Source organism: Bacillus sp. GZB (assembly GCF_001975995.1).
Taxonomy (GTDB): Bacteria; Bacillota; Bacilli; order Bacillales; family Bacillaceae; genus Bacillus; species Bacillus velezensis.
The window spans coordinates 281,956-302,096 of sequence record NZ_MTQG01000016.1; the positions used below are offsets into that span (position 1 = coordinate 281,956).

25 protein-coding genes are annotated in these 20,141 nt (G+C 47.4%); 7 read left to right on the forward strand and 18 right to left on the reverse strand.

The genetic code is table 11. The annotated features are described in order from the left end of the window. Positions 1-7: 7 nt before the first annotated feature. From BXO87_RS07210 to BXO87_RS07220, 3 genes are all read right to left on the reverse strand, one after another. Positions 8-748: an alpha/beta hydrolase gene (locus BXO87_RS07210; RefSeq protein ID WP_007409986.1), complete on the reverse strand. Its 741-nt coding sequence runs from the start codon at positions 746-748 to the stop codon at positions 8-10. A gap of 118 nt (positions 749-866) precedes the next feature. Next, complete coding sequence (gene secG, locus BXO87_RS07215) at positions 867-1,097, reverse strand: preprotein translocase subunit SecG (RefSeq protein ID WP_003151681.1); 231 nt, start codon at positions 1,095-1,097, stop codon at positions 867-869. Between the two features lie 123 nt (positions 1,098-1,220). Next, positions 1,221-1,406, reverse strand: coding sequence for a helix-turn-helix domain-containing protein (locus tag BXO87_RS07220; protein WP_087920807.1), 186 nt, complete (start codon positions 1,404-1,406; stop codon positions 1,221-1,223). Between the two features lie 195 nt (positions 1,407-1,601). On the opposite strand from BXO87_RS07220, the gene rghR reads away from it, so the two are divergent. The 3 genes from rghR (at position 1,602) to BXO87_RS07235 (ending at position 2,867) form a co-directional block, all read left to right on the forward strand. Further along, on the forward strand, positions 1,602-2,012 hold the full coding sequence (gene rghR / locus BXO87_RS07225; protein ID WP_038459858.1) for a transcriptional repressor RghR: 411 nt from the start codon (positions 1,602-1,604) through the stop codon (positions 2,010-2,012). A gap of 24 nt (positions 2,013-2,036) precedes the next feature. Then, a complete protein-coding gene (locus BXO87_RS07230; RefSeq protein WP_003151674.1) occupies positions 2,037-2,468 on the forward strand; it encodes a helix-turn-helix domain-containing protein in 432 nt (143 codons plus the stop codon). Positions 2,469-2,549: 81 nt separating this feature from the next. Beyond that, entirely contained in the window at positions 2,550-2,867 is a 318-nt protein-coding gene (locus BXO87_RS07235) for a winged helix-turn-helix transcriptional regulator (protein WP_003151672.1), read from the forward strand. An 85-nt stretch (positions 2,868-2,952) separates the two neighbouring features. Here BXO87_RS07235 and BXO87_RS07240 read toward each other — a convergent pair whose 3' ends face one another. From BXO87_RS07240 to BXO87_RS07280, 9 genes are all read right to left on the reverse strand, one after another. Beyond that, positions 2,953-4,356 carry a sensor histidine kinase gene (locus BXO87_RS07240; RefSeq protein ID WP_076851280.1) on the reverse strand — a complete coding sequence of 468 codons (1,404 nt, stop codon included), beginning with the start codon at positions 4,354-4,356 and terminating at the stop codon, positions 2,953-2,955. Next, positions 4,347-5,009: a response regulator transcription factor gene (locus BXO87_RS07245; RefSeq protein ID WP_003151668.1), complete on the reverse strand. Its 663-nt coding sequence runs from the start codon at positions 5,007-5,009 to the stop codon at positions 4,347-4,349. The genes BXO87_RS07240 and BXO87_RS07245 overlap by 10 nt, the downstream gene beginning before the upstream one ends. Positions 5,010-5,030: 21 nt before the next feature. Next, positions 5,031-5,801: a lantibiotic immunity ABC transporter MutG family permease subunit gene (locus BXO87_RS07250; protein WP_076851281.1), complete on the reverse strand. Its 771-nt coding sequence runs from the start codon at positions 5,799-5,801 to the stop codon at positions 5,031-5,033. Continuing rightward, a complete protein-coding gene (locus tag BXO87_RS07255) occupies positions 5,798-6,532 on the reverse strand; it encodes a lantibiotic immunity ABC transporter MutE/EpiE family permease subunit (protein WP_076851282.1) in 735 nt (244 codons plus the stop codon). The genes BXO87_RS07250 and BXO87_RS07255 overlap by 4 nt, the downstream gene beginning before the upstream one ends. Continuing rightward, complete coding sequence (locus tag BXO87_RS07260; protein WP_076851283.1) at positions 6,529-7,242, reverse strand: lantibiotic protection ABC transporter ATP-binding protein; 714 nt, start codon at positions 7,240-7,242, stop codon at positions 6,529-6,531. The genes BXO87_RS07255 and BXO87_RS07260 overlap by 4 nt, the downstream gene beginning before the upstream one ends. 110 nt (positions 7,243-7,352) lie before the next feature. Beyond that, positions 7,353-8,030 carry an ABC transporter permease gene (locus BXO87_RS07265; protein WP_045925945.1) on the reverse strand — a complete coding sequence of 226 codons (678 nt, stop codon included), beginning with the start codon at positions 8,028-8,030 and terminating at the stop codon, positions 7,353-7,355. A gap of 18 nt (positions 8,031-8,048) precedes the next feature. Continuing rightward, positions 8,049-8,966, reverse strand: coding sequence for an osmoprotectant ABC transporter substrate-binding protein (locus tag BXO87_RS07270; RefSeq protein WP_076851284.1), 918 nt, complete (start codon positions 8,964-8,966; stop codon positions 8,049-8,051). A gap of 14 nt (positions 8,967-8,980) precedes the next feature. After that, complete coding sequence (locus tag BXO87_RS07275; protein ID WP_014305838.1) at positions 8,981-9,634, reverse strand: ABC transporter permease; 654 nt, start codon at positions 9,632-9,634, stop codon at positions 8,981-8,983. A 16-nt stretch (positions 9,635-9,650) separates the two neighbouring features. Beyond that, entirely contained in the window at positions 9,651-10,796 is a 1,146-nt protein-coding gene (locus BXO87_RS07280) for a betaine/proline/choline family ABC transporter ATP-binding protein (RefSeq protein ID WP_076851285.1), read from the reverse strand. 285 nt (positions 10,797-11,081) lie between these two features. Here BXO87_RS07280 and BXO87_RS07285 point away from each other — a divergent pair, with 285 nt between their 5' ends. After that, a complete protein-coding gene (locus BXO87_RS07285) occupies positions 11,082-11,615 on the forward strand; it encodes a GbsR/MarR family transcriptional regulator (protein ID WP_003151660.1) in 534 nt (177 codons plus the stop codon). A gap of 35 nt (positions 11,616-11,650) precedes the next feature. On the opposite strand, the gene opuCD is transcribed toward BXO87_RS07285, so the two are convergent. The 4 genes from opuCD to opuCA are packed head-to-tail and all read right to left on the reverse strand — an operon-like array spanning position 11,651 to position 15,087. Further along, the gene (gene opuCD / locus BXO87_RS07290; protein WP_017418896.1) at positions 11,651-12,325 is read right to left on the reverse strand and encodes a glycine betaine/carnitine/choline/choline sulfate ABC transporter permease OpuCD; all 675 of its coding nucleotides are present in this window, start codon (positions 12,323-12,325) and stop codon (positions 11,651-11,653) included. A 17-nt stretch (positions 12,326-12,342) separates the two neighbouring features. Beyond that, positions 12,343-13,236, reverse strand: coding sequence for an osmoprotectant ABC transporter substrate-binding lipoprotein OpuCC (opuCC, locus tag BXO87_RS07295; RefSeq protein WP_102422576.1), 894 nt, complete (start codon positions 13,234-13,236; stop codon positions 12,343-12,345). A 37-nt stretch (positions 13,237-13,273) separates the two neighbouring features. Next, on the reverse strand, positions 13,274-13,927 hold the full coding sequence (locus tag BXO87_RS07300; protein ID WP_003151654.1) for an ABC transporter permease: 654 nt from the start codon (positions 13,925-13,927) through the stop codon (positions 13,274-13,276). 20 nt (positions 13,928-13,947) lie between these two features. Then, positions 13,948-15,087 (reverse strand): osmoprotectant ABC transporter ATP-binding protein OpuCA, encoded by a 1,140-nt coding sequence (gene opuCA, locus BXO87_RS07305; RefSeq protein WP_062623563.1) that lies wholly within the window; start codon positions 15,085-15,087, stop codon positions 13,948-13,950. Positions 15,088-15,347: 260 nt separating this feature from the next. Here opuCA and BXO87_RS07310 point away from each other — a divergent pair, with 260 nt between their 5' ends. Then, complete coding sequence (locus tag BXO87_RS07310) at positions 15,348-15,905, forward strand: GbsR/MarR family transcriptional regulator (protein WP_014418904.1); 558 nt, start codon at positions 15,348-15,350, stop codon at positions 15,903-15,905. A 20-nt stretch (positions 15,906-15,925) separates the two neighbouring features. Here the strand turns inward: BXO87_RS07310 and BXO87_RS07315 are convergent, their stop codons facing one another. Then, positions 15,926-16,558: an NAAT family transporter gene (locus tag BXO87_RS07315; RefSeq protein ID WP_003151647.1), complete on the reverse strand. Its 633-nt coding sequence runs from the start codon at positions 16,556-16,558 to the stop codon at positions 15,926-15,928. Between the two features lie 438 nt (positions 16,559-16,996). Here BXO87_RS07315 and BXO87_RS07320 point away from each other — a divergent pair, with 438 nt between their 5' ends. Further along, positions 16,997-17,707, forward strand: a complete 711-nt coding sequence (locus BXO87_RS07320; RefSeq protein WP_015387695.1) for a hypothetical protein — start codon at positions 16,997-16,999, stop codon at positions 17,705-17,707. A gap of 39 nt (positions 17,708-17,746) precedes the next feature. On the opposite strand, the gene BXO87_RS07325 is transcribed toward BXO87_RS07320, so the two are convergent. Beyond that, positions 17,747-19,537, reverse strand: a complete 1,791-nt coding sequence (locus tag BXO87_RS07325; RefSeq protein ID WP_076851286.1) for a zinc ribbon domain-containing protein — start codon at positions 19,535-19,537, stop codon at positions 17,747-17,749. A 131-nt stretch (positions 19,538-19,668) separates the two neighbouring features. On the opposite strand from BXO87_RS07325, the gene BXO87_RS07330 reads away from it, so the two are divergent. Next, the gene (locus BXO87_RS07330) at positions 19,669-20,130 is read left to right on the forward strand and encodes a GNAT family N-acetyltransferase (RefSeq protein WP_003151638.1); all 462 of its coding nucleotides are present in this window, start codon (positions 19,669-19,671) and stop codon (positions 20,128-20,130) included. The last annotated feature ends 11 nt before the right edge of the window (positions 20,131-20,141 follow it).

The window sequence follows — 20,141 nt, forward strand, 5'->3', positions numbered from 1 at the left end:
CTGTTTGTTACCAATCGAGTTTCTCTAAAAATTCGTACACATCCTGATGAACGAGGTCCCGTTCTTTATCGAGCGTAATGACATGGCCTGATTCTTCATACCATTTCAGCTGTTTGTCGTCCGTTTCCACCTCGTTGTAAATGATGTTCGCACTTTCTGTATTGATCATATGGTCATGCCGTGCCTGAACCACAAATGTCGGGGAATAGATCATGTCGACGTTTTTGCGCACATCGGCAATCAGCTCCTGAAGCGATTTGAGCGTATTCATCGGTGTTTTTTCAAACTCCTTCATTTCCTTTTCAATCTGCTCCGGCTGTTTTCCTTCGAATTTTTTATAATTGCGCGCGTAGGAGAGAACTCCTTCGTACATAACCTCTTCACTTTTAATGTGCATCGGCGCACACATAGGAACAATTCCCTTTATGGGTACAGTGTAACCCAATTTCAATGAAAAAACCCCGCCAAGCGACAGTCCGCAGGCCGCAATGTTTTCATAGCCTTCAGACCGTAAATATTCATAACCGTCCATGACGTCTTTCCACCAATCTTCAGGCCCCGTATGTACCAGCTCTTCCGGCGGAACGCCGTGCCCTTTATATTGAGGCGCGTGACAAGTGTAGCCGCGCTCATTCAAGTAGCGGCCGAGCATTCTGACGTCTGCCGTATTTCCCGTAAATCCGTGCAGCAGAAGCACCGCTTTGTCTCCGCCTTTAAATGTAAATGGTTTTGGTGTCACAATTTTCATGCTCATAACCCCTTTTTTGCACATTCAATTTAGTTTTCCACAGTTTTGCGAGAAACAAACGCCGTCTCTCAACAAGAAAAAGGCCTGATATTAAATCAGACCTTATACAAACATTGCCTTATACGATATACGCTAGCGAAATCGTCAACACGAAAAACAAGACTGCCAGCACAACGGTTGTGCGGTGAAGAATCAGATCAAGGCCCCTTGCTTTCTGTTTTCCGAAAAGCTGCTCCGCCCCGCCTGAAATTGCACCCGATAAACCGGCGCTTTTGCTGGTTTGAAGCAATACGACAATAATAAGTGCAATACTGACGATAACCAATAAGGTAATCAATAATGTGTGCATCCCATACACCTCCAGACTGACTGGCCTACATTGCTTCTATTTTACATGAAAAACAAAGGCATGTCACGCCGTATCGGTGCACATCATGTCAGAAAAACGGAAATGCGTTTGAATCTTCCATCATCATTGACTTTTGTCAACAAAGTCGTAGTAAAAAAGATCTTCAAATTTCATGTCAAAGTAATAGAGCATTTTTCCGATGACCAGCTGGCCCGGCCTCCGCTCTCCATTCAGTACACGGCTCAGTGTGGCGGGAGATATTCCGATCTCCAGGGCGAGCTGGTTTAACGAGTAGTCATTATTGACCATATACTGCAGCACATAATCTCTTCTGATCTGTATCTTTTCGACCACTTTCTTCACCTTCCGTTCTGTCAAATACTTTCTTTCTTATACATAAGATACGGCTTTTGTTAACTTTTGTCAATACTTTTCCAGCCCGGCTATTCCCTTTAGTCAATAAACATACTAGAATATAAATAGACCGCGGGAGGGGGAGAGACTGTGGAAAGCTTCGGGAAACAATTGCGGACATTGCGGGAAAAAAGGCATCTGACAGTGAACCAGCTGGCAACGTATTCAGGCGTCAGCGCCGCGGGAATCTCGCGGATTGAAAACGGCAAACGCGGGGTGCCGAAACCTGCAACCATTAAAAAGCTCGCAGATGCGTTAAAAATCCCGTATGAGGAACTGATGCAGACGGCGGGATACATAGAGACCGTCCAGGAAACGAGAGCCCCGTACGACACGGGCTGCACCTTGCTGGAAAAAGCCGAAACGTATGAGCTGCATGATTTATCCCTATTGAAGCGGGAGAACTGGCGGCACCTGTCGAAAGAAGACTTGGTTCTGCTTGATAAATACTTTGCGTTCTTATCGGCGGAAGCCAAAAAAAGAACAAACGAAGACTCATGACTTTGCACATGTGAGGCGATCTTATTGAACACATTCGGAAAGCAATTAAGAGAGCTGCGCCGCGCCCGGAAGCTTACCGTCAATCAGCTTGCCGTCTATTCCGGCGTCAGCTCGGCGACGATTTCCAGAATTGAAAACGGGCACCGCGGCATTCCTAAACCCGCGACCATCAGAAAATTGGCGGACACATTAAAAATTCCGTATGAGGAGTTAATGGCGCGGGCCGGACACATCAAGGCATTTCAGGAGGAAATCCGCGAAACCTCCGAAAGCTATCAATCCATCTGCGCCATCTATCAGACCGCCGTTGACAGAGGCGCGGAGCATCTGCCGCTGTTTGACAGCAAAAAGTGGCAGCATTTCACAAAAGAAGATATTGAAAGCGTCAGCAAATACTTTGATTTTATCGCGGCTGAAGCGAAAAAACGCTCCCCGGATTCCTCATCCTCTTTTTGATCCTCTCCTCAACTTAACAAGCGCCAGACGTACGTTCCCTCCGATTTTGCGGTATAATAGCAGAAGACGAGGTGAAAAAGCATGAACCAATCAGAAATGTGCCCCAGATTCGAAAAAGCGGTCGACATCCTAAGTAAACGCTGGGTGGCTCTAATCGTCTTTCAGTTATTGAACGGACAGCAGCGATTTAGCGAAATTGAAGCGGCGCTTCCGAATTTAAGCGGAAGAGTCTTGTCAGAACGTCTGAAAGAACTTGAAACAGAAGGTGTCATCAAACGGGATGTTATCCCCGAAACGCCTGTCCGCATTGAGTATTCTTTAACGGAAAAAGGCTGCGCATTAGCCCCTATTTTAGAGGAAATTTCCAAGTGGTCTTCAACATGGATTGATCCTTCCTGATAAACTCTTTTCCGCATAAGCGGCTGATCTCTCAAACGGACAGCCGTTTTTATTTTTGCTTTTTCTTAAACAGAAAAACAAGCCCTCAGGCGTGCAGGGCTTGTTTTTGTCTGACGCCTTCCAGCGGAATTCGAATCTCCGCCCGGGCTCCTCCAGACTCCTGATTTTCAAGTATTAATTCGCCGTGATGAAGATGTACGACGTGATGGGCGAATGTAAGCCCCATGCCGTGATGCCCCGCCGAATGTCTGCTTTTATCCTCCGTGTAAAAAAGCTGTGTCGCTCTTTTCAGCGCTTCCGGCGAGAACCCGCTTCCGCTGTCGGATACGGCAAGCTGGAGGGCGGAATCGGTGCACAGGACGTCCACACGGATTTCCCCTCCTTCCGGCGTATAGTCGACGGCATTTGCCGCGATATTCATGACCGCCCTGTGGAGCAGCTCATGATCGATCGGCGCTTCTTTTCGGTCAATGCCCCGCTCACTGAGGACGAGATCAATCTGTTTCGGCCCCGCAAGCGCCGCTGCGTCACGATATATGTTTTGAGCCCACTCTTTGAGATCGGTATATTCCAGATGAACGGCAACTGCCTCCTCCGCTTTGGAAAGCTGGATCAGCTGTCCGACATAATGCTCAATTTTGTTTCCGGCATCCAGGATATACTGCGCATATTCCGCCTGCTCCTCATCAGGCTCTGTTAACTGAAGCAGCTCGGCATTTCCTTTAATGATCGTTGCCGGAATTTTAATATCATGCGCAAGCGCGCCGATCTGTTCTTTCTTTATCCGCTCCGCCTCCCACTGCGCCGCCAGAGATGCCTGAAGCGCGTCTTTCATTTTCAGCAGAGAGTCAATGACATCGTCAAATTCTTTTATACGCGACCTTTTTGGATTGATATTTAAATTCTGTTTTTGAATGCTTGCCGTAATGGAGCTGAGTGTGCTGAAATGCCGTCTCAGCTGATTGGCGAAACGCGTCGTCACGATAAAAACGGTCAAAAGAAGCAAAGTGATCAGAATCGTAAGACCCGTCCATTCATAATTCGGCAGATAGCGCCTTAACAGCGGCGACTGAAATTCCGACCTGAGTGAATATTGGAGAACGCCGTATTCATCTTTCCGATTTATCACCATGAATCCTTTTTGAGCATAATTAAAATACGGCTGATGCTGAATCTTTTTTCTGGCGTTGGCCGCATCTTGTTCCGTCATCGTTCCTTTTGTCATCCGCTTTGTTTTTTTATCAAAAACGGCGTATGTCATACCTGCGGGGATCATGTCTTCTGTTATCTTTTCCGCTGATTTCAGGCGGGGTTTGATCTGTTCCGCCTCATGCTCGCTGTAGTTTGCGGGCAGGATCGCTCCGGCATTCATGGCAATGGCATTTAAGGCGACGCATAATGCCGCCACCCCCATCGTGCTCAGACACAAAGTGATGGTAAATTTGACAAGCTCTTTGCGGATGCTGGATTTTCCTTTTGCTATTCCCATTTGTATCCGACACCCCACACCGTTTTGATCGGATCAGCCCCGTGTTCTTTACATTTTTTCCGGATGGTTCTGATAAACTCCGTAATGGTTGAATAGAGCGCATCGCCGTCCAAGCCGTACACTTCCTCGTAAATCTGCTCCCGTGAGAATGTTCTGTTTTTATGCTGTGCCAGAAATTCAACGATTTTATATTCGTTTTTCGTAAGAGGCAGTTTCCGGTCATCCATCCATACTTCTTTATTGTCAAAATCAAACATGAAGCCTGATATCAGCCGTTTCGTCTGATGCTTTTCCCGCCGTTCCCTTCTGACATGCGCGTTTACCCTTGCCATCAATTCCTGTACGCCGAACGGCTTTGTGATGTAATCATCAGCGCCTGTCATGAGGCCTTTCACAATGGATTCTTCGTCAGACTTTGCCGTTAAAAACAGGATCGGGCTGTCCACCAGCGGCCGAATCCGCCGGCAGAGTTCAATCCCGTCCGTTCCGGGCATCATGACATCAAGAAGAATCAAATCGTAGCCTTGAAAAAAATCCAATGACTGATCTTCCGCTTTTTCGAGAATCGTTACTGTATGCTGATCACGCTGTAAAATGTTTCTGATCAGAACGAGAATATCTTTTTCATCATCAATTGCTAAAATGTTTGCCACCGGCCGAATCGCTCCTTGCCTTTATTCATATGAACGCCGCCCTTCCCATCTTCTGCACCAATAGAGGCCGGCCAGACATAATATCACTATAGAAAAATATAACATTATTTCTCCGAATCTCATATCGTATCTTACATAAGGGAGGAACTCTTTTTTGACTTTGTCAAAATGCAGCAGTCCTGCAAGGCCCGACAGCCGCACGCTCCATGCCCACGGGAAAAAACGCCAGATGACATCGCCCAATCCCGTATTCATCAGCGCCGCCATTAATAAACCCGCTCCCCCTAAAAGCCCGGACGGTCCCATGCCGTACTGTATGCCGACAAAAAAAGAAATCATATAAAGCGGAATACTGCCGGCAATCAGCCACGCCCCTCCTTTTAAAAAGAGAAGATACGGGAGGTCATTGATGTGAAGAACAAATTTCATCCCCGCCAAATAAAGACAGATGGCAAGACCTATCGATAACACATTCAAGAGCAGCAGAAGAAGCAGCTTGCCCGCAAAACTGACGATTTTCGAATGCGGAACCGCCAGCATCATCTGAAAATGGCCCGCCTGTTCCTCGACGGAGGCAGACATGCCGCAGACAATACTGATGATTAGAGGGTATAAAACAGCAATCGCGCTGAAAAACACACTGTACAGCATATAAGGCTCCTGAACCCTTCCATACATATACAACAGGAAAAATCCCGCGCATAAAACCGGGGCCGCAGCATGCATCCATATGAGCGGCGTGCGCTTCATTTTTAATACATCGGCCCACATATATCGTAAAAGCACGGTCATGACCGGTTTCCCCCTTTTGAAAAAGACACTGCGGAAATCAAACTTATTGCGATAAAAGAAAGGATAGAAAGAATAATAGCCGGAATGATCACGTTTCCGTTTAATAAGCCGCTGTTTGCGGGAAGCGGAATTCCGTTCGGGTGGATCCCGAGAATCGGTGACATCATTCGGACTGACCAGCTCCACGGACTCAGCCACCACAATGAGCCGGATGCCGGCACAATGCCTAAAACAAAGGCGGCGATCATATTCACGAGAATGACTGCCGTAAATCCGAACTGCCTGGCAATCCATAAGCACAATGGAATTTCCCAAAGCGTCGTCAGCCATAAAAGGAAGCCTGCTTCAACGCCTTTCAGCTGCAGCGCAGCAATTGCCGGAAATACAAGGCCAAGTAAAAACATGATGATGAAAAAGACGATTTGCGACAGGAGTGAATACAGCGCGATCAAGCTTATTTTTGAGAGCCATATGCTTTTTAAATCTGCCGGCAATGAGTACACCGCGCGGTCATTCGCAGATTTTTTCTCTTTTTTAACAGATAAACCGCACATTAGAGCAATCATGAGCGGCATGAAAATAACCGCCCACCAATTGAACGTGCCCGTCATAAAATAGGCGGCATTCAGCAGAAAAGAAAAAGCCGTGTTCAGAAGCGGGATAAGAATGATCAGCTTTCTGATAAATGTTCTTTTAGATGTAAGGTGTTCCGCCTGCATGTACTGAATCATTTCCCATTCCCCGCTTTCTCGCGTGTTGATTTGACAACCTCCAGAAACAGCCGCTCCAGATCGTCTTCCCGGCTGATTTCTCCCTGATATCCCAAAACACCGTCACTGATGATTCCGATATGGTTTGCGATCTGCTCGACTTCTGATAACAGGTGGCTTGATAAAATAACCGTCATTCCCTGTCCGGGCAGGGAGCGGATAAATTCCCGCAAATCCTGAATCCCCATCGGGTCCAATCCGTTTGTCGGCTCATCAAGAATTAAGAGCGACGGACGGTTTAATAATGCCAACGCGATGCCGAGACGCTGTTTCATTCCCATGGAAAATTGTCCGGCGCGCTTTTTTCCGGTTCCCGTTAATCCCGTGATTTCCAGCACTTCCGCAATTCTTGAATCAGGCAGCCCGAGCATCACGCAGCGGACTTTCAGATTTTCAGCGGCTGTCAGGTTGCTGTAAAGCGGCGGTGCTTCAATCAGGGAACCGATGCTTTTCAAATCTTCGCGCTTCCATGTATGTCCGTCGAACAGAACCTCGCCGGATGTTTGCTGCAGCATGCCGGTCAATATTTTGAGAGTCGTCGATTTTCCCGCGCCGTTCGGACCGAGCAGGCCGTATATACTGTTGCGTTTAACCGATAGAGACACATCAGCCACTGCCTGTTGTCTGCCGAATGATTTTTGCAGCTGTCTCGTTTCTATGATGTTGCTCATATGATTACCCCTCTGCTTTGTTATTTGATATGTAAGACTTTACAGCGCAGTTATCAAAATTTAATCAAGAAATCAAAAAAAGCATCCTTCACGCGGAAGAATGCTTTTTTTCATGAGGCTGAGCGTACGATCAGCTTTCTTTTTTGTTTTTTCACAGGGCTGAGGGCTCGTTCCAGCCACGCCATCAGCAGGTCTGCGGCTACCGCCATCAGTGCGGTCGGAATGGCGCCCGAAAGAATAATGGCGGTTCCGTTTGTCGCATTCGAGCCTCTGACGATCATATCCCCGAGGCCGCCTGCGCCGACGAAGGTGCCGATTGCCGTGATGCCGATCGCAATGACGAGCGCCGTTCGGAGACCCGCCATAATGACGGAAAGCGCAAGCGGCAGCTCCACCATGCGAAGCACTTGATATTTCGTCATGCCCATCGCTTTTCCCGACTCAAGATAAGCGTGCTCAATATTGATAATGCCCGTGTGCGTATTCCTTAGAATCGGCAGCAGTGAATACAGAAACAAAGCCGTGATGACCGTATTGGCGCCAAGTCCCATGACAAGCATCAGGACGGCGAGCATCGCCAGCGCCGGAACGGTTTGAATCACGTTCGCCACAGCAAACACCCAGCTTGAAAGACGCCCGTGCCTCGCTGTCACAATGCCGGCCGGAATGGCGAAAACGGCGGCGAAAACGACGCCGTACGCCGACATGAGAAAATGCCGCCAGCACTCATACAGAACATAGCTGCCGTTTTGAGCGTAATACGTAAACAGCTCTTTCAGCGTGTCCATCCGCATATCTCCTTTCCGTTATTCAAAGTAATGATGCTTTTCTAAAAATTCCTTTGCCACGACGGACGGCTCTTTTAATTGGCCGTCGACTTCGTAATTCATTTTCTGCATCATCTTTGTATCAATCGCGCCGATCATTTGATTGATCACGCCTTCCAGCTCGGGATGCTCGTTTAATACACGTTTCGGAACGACGGGTGAACAGTCGTACGGAGGAAAGAACCGCTTATCATCCTTCAGTGTTTTCAGTCCGTAAGCAATGATTCTTCCGTCGGTGGAATAAGCGAGCGCGATATCCATCTTCCTGCTTTTCAGCGCGTCGTAAACGAGGCCGATCTGCATCGGATACGTACCTTCAAATGACATTCCGTATGTGTTCATAAAATCCTGATATCCGTTGCCTCTGAGCTTCATCCAATAGTTATCAACGCCGAATTTCAGATGAGACGCCTCTTTTTTGACATCGGATACAGATTTTAAATGGTACTTGCGGGCAAGCTGTCCGGAAACGGTAAAGACGTATGTATTATCAAAGCCGTAAGAATCAAACCATTTCATATCATATCTGTTCTTAAATTCACGCTGAACGAGCCGCAAAGCTTTATCAGGGTCTTTTTCCGGCTCCATACGAAGCGTGCCCGTCAGCGCGTCCCCCGTATAGCGCGTCGCGGCGATATCAATATCACCGTTTATCAAGGATTGCTGCTGTACGGCATTGGAGCCGAGATTTTTAATAACGGATGTTTTCAAATCGCTGTGATGTTCAATCATCTGTCCGAGCATGCTCGCGATGATTTCTGATTCGGTCATGCTTTGCGCCCCGATTTTGATGGTATCCTCCGACGCGGCGCTCAATCCCGGAAGCGAACAGCCGCCAAGGAGCAGCATGCCGAGACAGGCGAATGCGAGCAGCCGTTTTTTGCATCTATTCCCCATGAGAGACCTCCTCCTTATGAAGCGTCCTTTATGCTTTTCAGCCCGTCAGGCGTGACTTTCCGTTCTGTCATCCCCAGCATGTAATCGACGGCGGCCGCCAGCATCGTGACCGGAACGGCGCCTGCGATAATATACTCCGGCTGATAAAGGTTCAAGCCGATAAAAATGTAATCTCCCAGCCCGCCTCCGCCGATAAAGGAGGCGAGCGTCGCCCAGCCGATTAAATAAATCGAAGACGTCCTGATGCCCGCCATGATGACCGGGGCGGCAAGCGGGAGCTCTACAAGCCTGATCTGCTCCCATGCCGTCATGCCGATTCCTTTTCCCGATTCCAGAAGGTGCCGATTGACGCCGAGAATCCCCGTATACGTGTTTCTGAGAATCGGCAGCATGGAATAGAAAAACAGCGCCGCAACGGCCGGGACCTTTCCTACGCCTAAAAGCGGAATAAAAAACGCAAGAATGGCAAGGCTCGGCAAGGTTTGAATGATGTTGACGATGCCGATGACGGCGCCGGCTCCTCTTTTCATCCTCGTCAGCAGGACGCCGAGCGGAACGGCGGCGAGAATGCCCGCCATGACGGCGATTAATGAGATGTACAGATGCTCCCATGTTTTATAAAGCATCTCTCCTCCATTTGCCTGTAAAAATTGCACGGTCTGATTCATATCAATTGAAGCCTCCTCATGACATCACCGCGAGCTGATTCTCTTCTCCCCAGATGGAGTCATAGACGATGTCAACGAGGCTTGCCCTTGTCACGATTCCCGTTAGCCGGCCGTCCTCATCAAGGACCGGCACAAATTTCATGCCTCTTTTTAAAATTTTATGGACGGCGTCGCGAAGCAGAGTGCCGCTTCTGACCGTGTACAGATCCCGTTCAAGCACTTCCGCGACAGTTACCGCTTGTCTTCGTTTGCGGTCAATCATCTCCACATCGACATAACCTTGGAGAACGTTCTTTTCATCAATGACGAGCAGCGAATCCACCCGCTCGGCATGCATCAGCTGAATGGCGGCTGACAGTGTTTTCTCAGGTGTTACCGTCACGGGATCGGGATTCATGATCTGCTCCACCCGTTCAATATCAGGGCTGGATGATTGAATCAGCCGTTCCTTGCCGATAAACTCCTCAACAAATTCATTCGCCGGAAATCTGAGAATCTCATCAGGCGTTCCGGCCTGGACGATTTCTCCCGCTTTCAGAATGACGATTCTGTCTGCAAGCTTGATGGCTTCGTCCATATCATGGGTAACAAATACGATGGTTTTATGTAAGGTTTTTTGCAGTTTTTTAAATTCTTCCTGAAGGGAATCTCTCGTAATCGGGTCAAGCGCCCCGAACGGTTCATCCATTAAGATAAGCGGCGGCTCTGCGGCAAGTGCCCGTAATACACCTATTCGCTGCTGCTGTCCTCCGCTCAGTTCATGAGGGTAACGGTCTAAATATTCAGGCCCCATATCAACGAGCTTTAAAAGCTCGCGCGCCCGTTCCTTCCGTTTTTCGGCAGAATGCTTTAAAAGCTTCGGAACGAGCGTAATGTTCTGCTGAATGGTCATATGCGGAAACAGCCCGATCTGCTGGATGACATAGCCGATGCTTCTTCTGAGTTCCACCGGGTCTTGTTCCATAATGTTTCGGCCCTCTATCAGGATTCTGCCTTCTGTCGGTTCAATTAAGCGGTTGATCATTTTCATCGTCGTCGTTTTGCCGCAGCCGCTCGGTCCGATAAAACAAATAAATTCGCCTTTGGCGATATTCAGGCTGATGCTGTTGACGGCTTTTTTCCCGCCTTTATACGTTTTCGAGACATTTTCTAATGTCAGCAAACACTCACACCTCCGATATTAAATTTGTTCAAATCGTTAAATTCAAATTTAACTTTTCAGATAATTGAACGTTTCCCATTATAAATTAAACTTTGTAAATTAAAAAGTTTACAATTTGTCCATATTATATATAAAGGTTGTGTAAGCACTGATTTACCCGTATTGACCGGCAAAGTTCTTCTTATTGCTCCGAATTACTGCCAAATTCTCTCGGAAGAGCATTTCCGCCGGTTTAAAAATGTGGTATATTGACATCGGAATTGCTGACTGAAAGGATTGAAACTGTTGGAGAAAGATCCGTTACACGTAATCGAACAAGCTGAAGATCATTTGATAGAACGAATCGCTGAAAATATGCATACATTCGGAATGCCGGCGACGGTGGGGCGCATTTTAGGCATTATTTATATGAACCGCAAGCCGATGACCTTAACTGAATTATCAGAAGCGACCGGCATGAGCAAAACGAGAATGAGCCAGGCGGTCCGTGAAATGCTTGACGTCAATCTGGCGGAAAAAGTGTTTGAAAAAGGCGTCCGCAAAGATTTATACGACGTCGAGCAGGATTATTACCAAACCTTTATTACGCTGTTTACGGCCACATGGAGCAAGGTCGTCAGCAAAAATAAGATGATGCATAAAAAACTGAACCGCGAACTGACGGCCGTCCTTGAAAACGGCGTGCCGGAAGAAGCTGAGGAAAAAATCAACGAACTGCTGAAAGAATTAAAGGATTGGCTTGATTACTACAACTGGATCAGCCGTCTGATCGAGTTTTTTGAAAGCGAAGAAATTTTCAAGCATGTTCCGAAGCCATAAGAAAAAAACGCCCTGACCCGCAAGGCGTTTTTTTTTCATGCCGCATTCGGCGCTTTGGTTCGTTTTTTCTTTCTCACCGGACTCAGCGCCCGCTCCAGCCATGCCATCACAAGATCTGCGATAACGGCCATCAGCGCTGTCGGGATGGCGCCGGCTAAAATAATCGCGGTTCCGTTCGTGGCGTTTGAGCCCCTGACAATGATGTCACCGAGTCCGCCCGCGCCGACAAACGTTCCGATTGCCGTAATGCCGATCGCGATAACGAGGGCCGTCCGCAGCCCCGCCATGATGACGGAAAGCGCAAGCGGCAGCTCCACCATGCGGAGCACCTGAAATTTGGTCATGCCCATCGCTTTTCCCGATTCAAGATAAGCATGTTCAATGCTGGCGATTCCGGTGTACGTATTCCGGATGATCGGAAGAAGCGAATATAAAAACAGCGACAAAATCACCGTATTGGCGCCGAGCCCCATGACGAGCATCAGCACCGCAAGCATCGCAAGCGCCGGCACGGTCTGAATCACGTTTGTCACCGCGAATATCCAGCCGCTTAATGTTCTGTATCTGGCAATGAAGATGCCGAGCGGAATCCCAACGATCGCCGCAAATAAAACGCCGTATACCGACATGAGAAAATGGCGGTAAAACTCCTGAAGCACATAGACGCCGTTTTGAGAATAATAAGTGCCGAGCTGCTGCAGCACTTCCATTTGCCCCACCTCATTTCTTATTCAAAATAATGATGTTTCTCCAGAAATTCTTTAGCGACGACGGACGGTTCTTTCAGCTTGCCGTCCACCTCGTAATTCAATTCCTGCATCGTTTCCGTATCGATTTTGCCGATCAGTTTATTCACAATGCCCTTCAGTTCAGGATGCTGCTTCAGCACGCTGTCGGGAATGACCGGCGAACAGTCATACGGCGGGAAAAACTGCTTGTCGTCTTTTAAAATTTTCAGATCGTACGCTTTAATCCGTCCGTCCGTTGAATAAGCGAGGACGGCGTCCATTTTCCCGTTTTTCACGGCATCGTATACAAGTCCGATCTGCATCGGATAGGTTGTGCCGAATTCATAGCCGTACGTGTCGGTGAAGCCCTTATAGCCGTCGCCTTTTCTTTTCAGCCACGCATTGTCTACACCGAGCTTAAATTGATCCGCATACTTCTTAATATCGGATACTTTGTCTAAATGGTCTTTTTCCGCAAGCTCTTTCGTGACGGTAAAAGCGTATGTGTTCTCAAATCCGTAAGAATCAAACCATTTGTAATGGAAGCGTTTCTCAAATTCCTTCTGGACGATAGATAATGCTTTTTTCGGGTCTTTTTCCGCTTCCATGCCGAGGGTGCTCGTTAAATCCGTTCCCGAGTAGCGCGTCGCGGCGATATCGATTTCACCGCCGAGCATCGCCTGCTGCTGGACATAGTTCGATCCGAGGTTTTTAATTAATGCCGTATTCAAGTCTGTATTGTGCTCAATCATCTGTGCAATCATATTGGCGATAATTTCTGATTCCGTCATGCTTTGCGCCCCGATTTTAATCGTATCATCGGAAGCCCCGCTCAGGCCGGGAAGGGAACAGCCGCCCAGAAGCAGAGCAGCCGACAGCGCCAGTGCGCACATCCATCTCTTTTGGTTTCTTTTCAAAACAGCCAACTCCTTATGATACTTCCTTCAGTCCTTTCAGCCCTTTCGGCGTCACCTTCCGTTCCGTCGCCGCCAGCAGATAATCAATGATAATGGCTAAAATGGTGACGGGCACGGCGCCGCCAATAATATATTCAGGCTGATAGAGATTCAGGCCGATAAAAATATAGTCTCCGAGCCCGCCGCCCCCGATAAAGGAAGCAAGCGTCGCCCAGCCGATCAGATAAATGGTGGATGTGCGGATGCCCGCCATGATCACCGGAACCGCAAGCGGCAGTTCCACAAGCCTGATCTGCTCCCATACCGTCATCCCGATGCCTTTTCCCGATTCCAGCAGATTTTTGTTTACGCCTTGAATGCCGGTATACGTGTTTCGGAGAATCGGCAGCACCGAATAGAAAAACAGTGCGACGATCGCGGGCACCTTTCCCACGCCTAACAGCGGGATAAAAAACGCCAGTATCGCGAGACTCGGCAAGGTCTGCACAATGTTGACGGCACCGATGACGGCGCCTGCGCCCTTTTTCATTCTCGTCAGCGCCACTCCGAGCGGAACGGCGACGACAATTCCTAATATGACGGCGATGATCGAAATGTATAAATGCTCCCACGTTTTATATAACAGTTCTCCGCCGTTCGTCTGCAAAAACTTGATCATTTCATTCATTGTAAGCGTTCCTCCCCTTGTCAGCCTGTCACCAGCTGGTCTTCCTCGCCCCAGATTGAATCGTAAACGATGTCGACAAGGCTCGCTCGCGTGACAATTCCGACTAAATGCCTTTGTTCATCAACGACGGGTACATATTTCATTCCGCGCTTTAAAATTTTGCGTACGGTATCACGCAGCAGTGTCCCCTGCTCGACCGTATACAGATCAGAGCGGAGCACGTCGCCGACGAGGCTCGCTTTTTTCCGGTTCTGATCAATGATCTCGACATCGACATACCCTTGCAGCACATTCAGGTCATCAACGACAAGCAAGGAATCGACACGGTGCTCCCGCATCACCTGGATCGCCTGCGAAAGCGTTTTGTCCGCCGTAACGGTGACAGGCTTTTTGTTCATCATCTGCTCGACGCGCTCAATGTCCGGTCTTGATTGCAATAACCGTTCTTTGCCGATAAATTCTTCGACAAACTCATTAGCCGGATTCCGGAGAATGTCATCAGGAGTGCCGGCCTGAACGATCTCTCCCGCTTTTAAAATGACGATCCGGTCAGCCAGCTTAATCGCTTCATCCATATCATGGGTTACAAACACAATCGTTTTATTCAATGTTCTTTGCAGTTTTTTGAATTCTTCCTGAAGGGAATCCCGTGTAATCGGGTCAAGCGCTCCGAACGGTTCATCCATAAGAATAAGAGGCGGTTCCGCTGCAAGGGCGCGCAGCACGCCGATTCTCTGCTGCTGTCCCCCGCTCAGCTCGTGAGGATAGCGGTCTAAATATTCCGGGCCCATATCGACGAGCTTCAAAAGCTCCCGCGCCCGTTCCTTCCGCTTTTGTTCCGGCCATTTCAGCAGTTTCGGCACGAGAGAAATGTTCTGCTGAATGGTCATATGAGGGAAAAGTCCGATCTGCTGAATGACGTAGCCGATTTTCCGTCTCAGCTCCACCGGGTCCTGCTCCATAATGTTTTCGCCATCGATAAAAATCTTTCCGGATGACGGCTCAATCAGTCTGTTAATCATTTTCATCGTCGTCGTTTTTCCGCAGCCGCTCGGCCCGATAAAACAAATAAACTCGCCTTTTTCGATATTTAAATCAATGCTGCTGACAGCTTTTTTTCCGCCTTTATAGACTTTCGATACATTTTCTAATCTCAGCAATCCGTGCACCTCCGAAGGGTTCCGTTATTTTTCTGAAAAGTATAATCTTTATTATAAGATGAAATTTGTAAAATAAAAAGTTTACAATGTGTTGAAATTATATACAATATACGTATTTTTTCATGTTATCCCGCTGACAATGCGGATGTTCTTACAATCGCTCCCGATAGCTCGCATATCCTGCCGCATCATCTTTTTCATCAACTGTAAAAAATATGATATATTGTCAGCATGAAAAGCCAGTGAAGGGATGATCAGCCGTGGAAAAAAACGCTCTTGATATCATCGGGCATGCTGAAGAGCATCTCATTGAGAGAATCGCCGAGAATATGCATACATTCGGAATGCCGGCCACACTTGGTCGTGTGCTCGGTATTATTTATATGAACCGCAAGCCGATGACGTTAAATGAGCTGTCAGAGGCGACCGGGATGAGCAAAACGAGGATGAGCCAGGTGGTCCGTGAAATGACTGATGCCAATCTGGCGGAAAAAGTGTTTGAAAAAGGCGTTCGCAAAGACCTTTACGACGTGGAGCGTGATTATTACCAGACGTTTATCTCCCTGTTTACGGCAAATTGGACAAAGGCGGTCAGCAAAAACAAAATGCTCTATAAAAAGCTGAACCGCGAGCTGACTGAGCTTCTGGAATCGGAAAATCTCAGTCCCGATATTGAAGAAAAAGCCCGTCAGCTTTTGGATGAACTGACGGATTGGCTCCATTATTATGACTGGCTGAGCCGTTTGATAGAATTTTTTGAGAGTGAAGAAGTGTTTCAGCATGTGCCGAAAATAGAAAAAAGCAGCACCCGAAGATAACCGGGCGCTGCTTTTTTAAGTCAGGAAACCAATATCGGGAACATGCCTTTCAGACCGGCGCCGATCATGCCGATCGCCACCACCGCCAAGATCAGCCCCATCAGTCGGGTAATGACGTTCATTTCGGTTTTCCCGAGCTTATTGCTGATGAAAGATGAATAGTGAAAGAAGATGAACGTCATCGCGATGACGGCTGCAATGCCGATAAGCACGCTGATGTAATGGATGATGCCGCCATGGCCGGCCGACAGACTCATCACCGTCGCAATCGTACCGGGACCGGCAATAATCGGAATCGACAAAGGCGTCACGGATATATCGGCTTTCTCCTTGCTCTCCCCTTTCTCTTCATGATGGAGAGACTGTACATGAGATTTCTTCGCGTTCAGAAGATTATAAGCGATGCCGAAAATAAAAATGCCGCCCGCGATACGCAAGGCATGAATGTTAATGTCAAACAGTTTAAAGATCAGATGGCCGAAGATTAAAAAAGCCGCCAAGATGATAAACGACAGCACGGAAGCCTTGCGTGCGATCGCTGTCCGTTCTTTCTCCGGGTAGCCCTCTGTCAGTGAAAGAAAAATCGGCACGTTTCCGATGGGATTGGAGACTGCAAACAGTGAAATGAAGACATGAATGATGAATGAAAACATGCGTACCTCCTTATGACTTGCCATTATTGAGTTATGTTTTGTTCTCCGCTGTTTCTTATGCATGATTTTTACCCCGGGGTCTGCTTTTTATAACCTCAGCCGGACGATCCGGCAAACAGAAAAAACCGTCCTTGTAAGGACGGTTTTTTCTGTTTGCTATCTCCATAAGCCTTTTCCGAATTTCAACAGCCGATAAAGCATTTTCAATTTTTTTAGCATGCGTTAATTTCCTTTTTCACTCTGAATCAATGCGCCGAGAGACATGATATCTGTCAGCTCCAATAAAATTCTACCATATTGGGTACTTTTTCTCTATTATCATTTCATAGAGAAGGTGATTTATATATCTTTAGAAAACTCCGTTACATCCGTCCTATTTTCTTTTATAATGTAAATATTGAACAAAATCCCTATATTACTTGTAAAAGGAGTTTTAGAATGTATTGTTCTCAATGCGGCCATCATACTGATGGCGGAAAATTTTGTGAAAAGTGCGGTGCGCCCCAGCCCGGGCAGGGAGGCGCAGGCCAAACACAGGGTCAGGCCGCTCAGGCCGGCGCCGCGGCTAAACAGGCTTCAAAGCAATTTGCCTTATTCGTGCTTGATGTGTTAAAGAGACCGTATCAAACATGTAAAACGACAGGCGGCGAACAGCTTGTCAGCAGCATCATCAACATGGTGCTTTTCTGCCTGGTGACGCCGATTATGTTTTATATTCTCTTATCAGACGGCTTTCGTGATGTCAGTTTTACCGCGGTTGTGATCAAACCGGCGCTTACCTTTGCATTATGCGTATTCTGCCTGTATCTCTTGATTTTTATCGCTTTGAAGGCCGGCGGCGCGCAGGTGTCATTTAAAGATTCGCTGTCCAGATTCGGAGCATTTTTGATTCCGTTTACAGCTATTTTGCTTCTTGCCCTCATTTTTATGCTGCTTCATACAACCGTTTGCTTTACCATTCTGGCTGTCGGTCTTTTAGGAGCGGCGTTTGCCGTGCCTCCGCTCATGCTGGCGAGCTATCAGCATCAGCTCACGGCTAAAGCGGATATCATTTATTCTGTTATCGTCATCTATTTGATCATTTGCGTAACGTTTCAATTCACGATCAAGCATTATATGAAAGAACTCATGAATTATTTCTTCTTTTAAAAACGGAAACCCCGCCGCCTGATTGGCGCGGGGTTTTTTTTATTGAATGGATGTTAAATAAATTCTTCCGTCTTTGACAACGCCGCCATACGTCCAATTGTATGTTCTGAGCTTCGGACTGCCGCCGGCTTTCGTAATATAAAACTCCTCGTACGTATGAATCGTCAGATGAGAGCCTTTCTGTGAAAAGCTTTTGACATTCACTTTATTAAATACTTCAGTCGTCCCCTCGCTGTACAGTTTTTTGACCAGTTTCTGCTGATCAGCATACAAAGGGCTTCCCTCTTCTAAATTGCCCGCCATGATGGCAAAATTGTTAAGGCTGACGGCGCTTGATTGATTTGTCAGGTAATCAGTCATAAACGATGTGACTTGCTCGTTTGTCACGCTGCCTGAAGCTGTATTTCCTTTGGAAGATGCCCATGCGGATGTATAGGTTTTCGGCTGGTCGTTTTTTATTTTTTTTACATTGGTCCCAGAAGAATCTGAGGCAGGGTCAGCTTTTTCGAAAACCCATTTTTTATGTTTTGTATCATATGAGAGTACATAATGAAAGCTCGGCTCAGCCTCTTCCATATCAGGCTTCGTATTCCCGTCGAAATAAGCAGACTCATGAAGCTCTTTACCCGTAACAGTTGCTTGCCAGCGGCCGTTCTCTTGAGAAATCGCAAATGAATCCAGATCAAAGCTTGTCTCTTTATACTGATCTTTCAAAAAGGTGCCGGAACTCTTCATGCCGGATACCACTTCTTTCGTCTGCTCTTTCCAGGCGGAACCAGCCTCGGTCATCTGATCGGTATTTCCGTCTGCCATCGCTTTTGTATACTGCTTCGTTGTTTTGACAATCGTGTCCATGATTGTTTGTTGTGTATCTTGATCCGGGATAAGCGTTAAGTCCACATCAGTACTGTTGATCGGAACATCGGCAGTTTTCATTTTTCCCCAAGGAAAATCAGCCTCCACGGCGGCTGTCATGGAACCGTCAGTTAAGAGCGGACCGTATGTAACGGATTTAAACGGATCTTTATGGACGGACTTGCCGTTTATCAGCAGATCGCCTTTCGCGTTTTTGAAGCTGTCTGCCGGAGTGAACGTCACATCCTCGGCGTCTAACGGCAGGTCAAAATCAACATTCCGGCTGCCGGCCGCCTCTGCCTCTTGCTTTTTGACAACGTCAACCGTGTCATTTTTAAGCTTGGCTTCCGCCGTGTAGACACCGGGTGCATACGGGCCGAAGATTTGGGTTTCATCGGCTTTTTTGACCGTCCCTGTTTTCTCGCTGTTGATATAAAGATCGGCGCCTTTATAATTGCTGGTGACGCGGAAATAAACCGGATCGACTTTCAGTTCGTAATGGTCAAACAATAGAAGGGTTTTACCCTCTTTTTTGACGTATACCGCATCTTTTTCTGATGAATTGCCGCGAAGCGTTGCCAGCAGTTCATCGTGTTTCTTTGCGTATGCAAGGAGCGGTTTGACATTGGTCTCATTCAGCTTCAGTTTTTTGTCTGAAGGAGTGAGCAGGGCTGCGAGCTTTTTCGTGTCCCCGTCATGAACCGCCTGTTCGAATTGATCCGTGAGCCTTTTTTCAGATGTCAGCCAGGCTCCGGTTTTATATGCGGCAATCAATAAGATCAGCGCTGCGGCTATGCCGCCCCATATGAAGAGCGTTTTTTTAGGGATCGGCTTTCTCATTTGTGAAGCAGGTTCAGCCGCTCTTACAGCCGCCTGCCGTTCAAGCCGGCTTCCTTTCCCGATCGGTTTTCCGCATTCTTTACAGAAATGCGCCTCTTCGTTGTTCTGTCGGCCGCAATACTTACAAAAAAACATGACTTTCCTCCTATTCAATCTGCAAAACTTGTATAACTTTTCCTATGTTTCATATTTTATAATAAAGTAGAATGATTTTGGAGTTATTTTGAAAAATAGCTGTCGATCATAACGGAGGAGGAGAAACGGACATGCAAAAACTGAGCATCCGAAAAGCCGCGGAGCCGGATGAAGCGCTGTATGAACTATTGCTGCTGGCCGATCCGTCGAAAGAGATTGTCGATGATTATCTTGTAAGAGGAGAATGCTATACGGCTTGGACGTCAGACGAGCTTGCAGGGGTTTACGTTTTATTGCAAACAAGGCCTAAAACGATAGAAATCGTAAACATCGCGGTAAAAGAATCGCTGCAGAACAGGGGATTCGGAAAACAGCTGGTGCAAGATGCCATTGAAAAAGCGAGACAATCGGGAGCTGACACGATTGAAATCGGCACCGGAAATTCCAGTATTCATCAGCTGTCACTCTATCAAAAATGCGGATTCCGCATTCAGGCTGTCGACCATGATTTTTTTATCAGACATTATGATGAAGACATTTTTGAAAACGGCATTCAATGCCGGGATATGATACGGCTTTATTTGGATTTATGATAAAAAGGGCG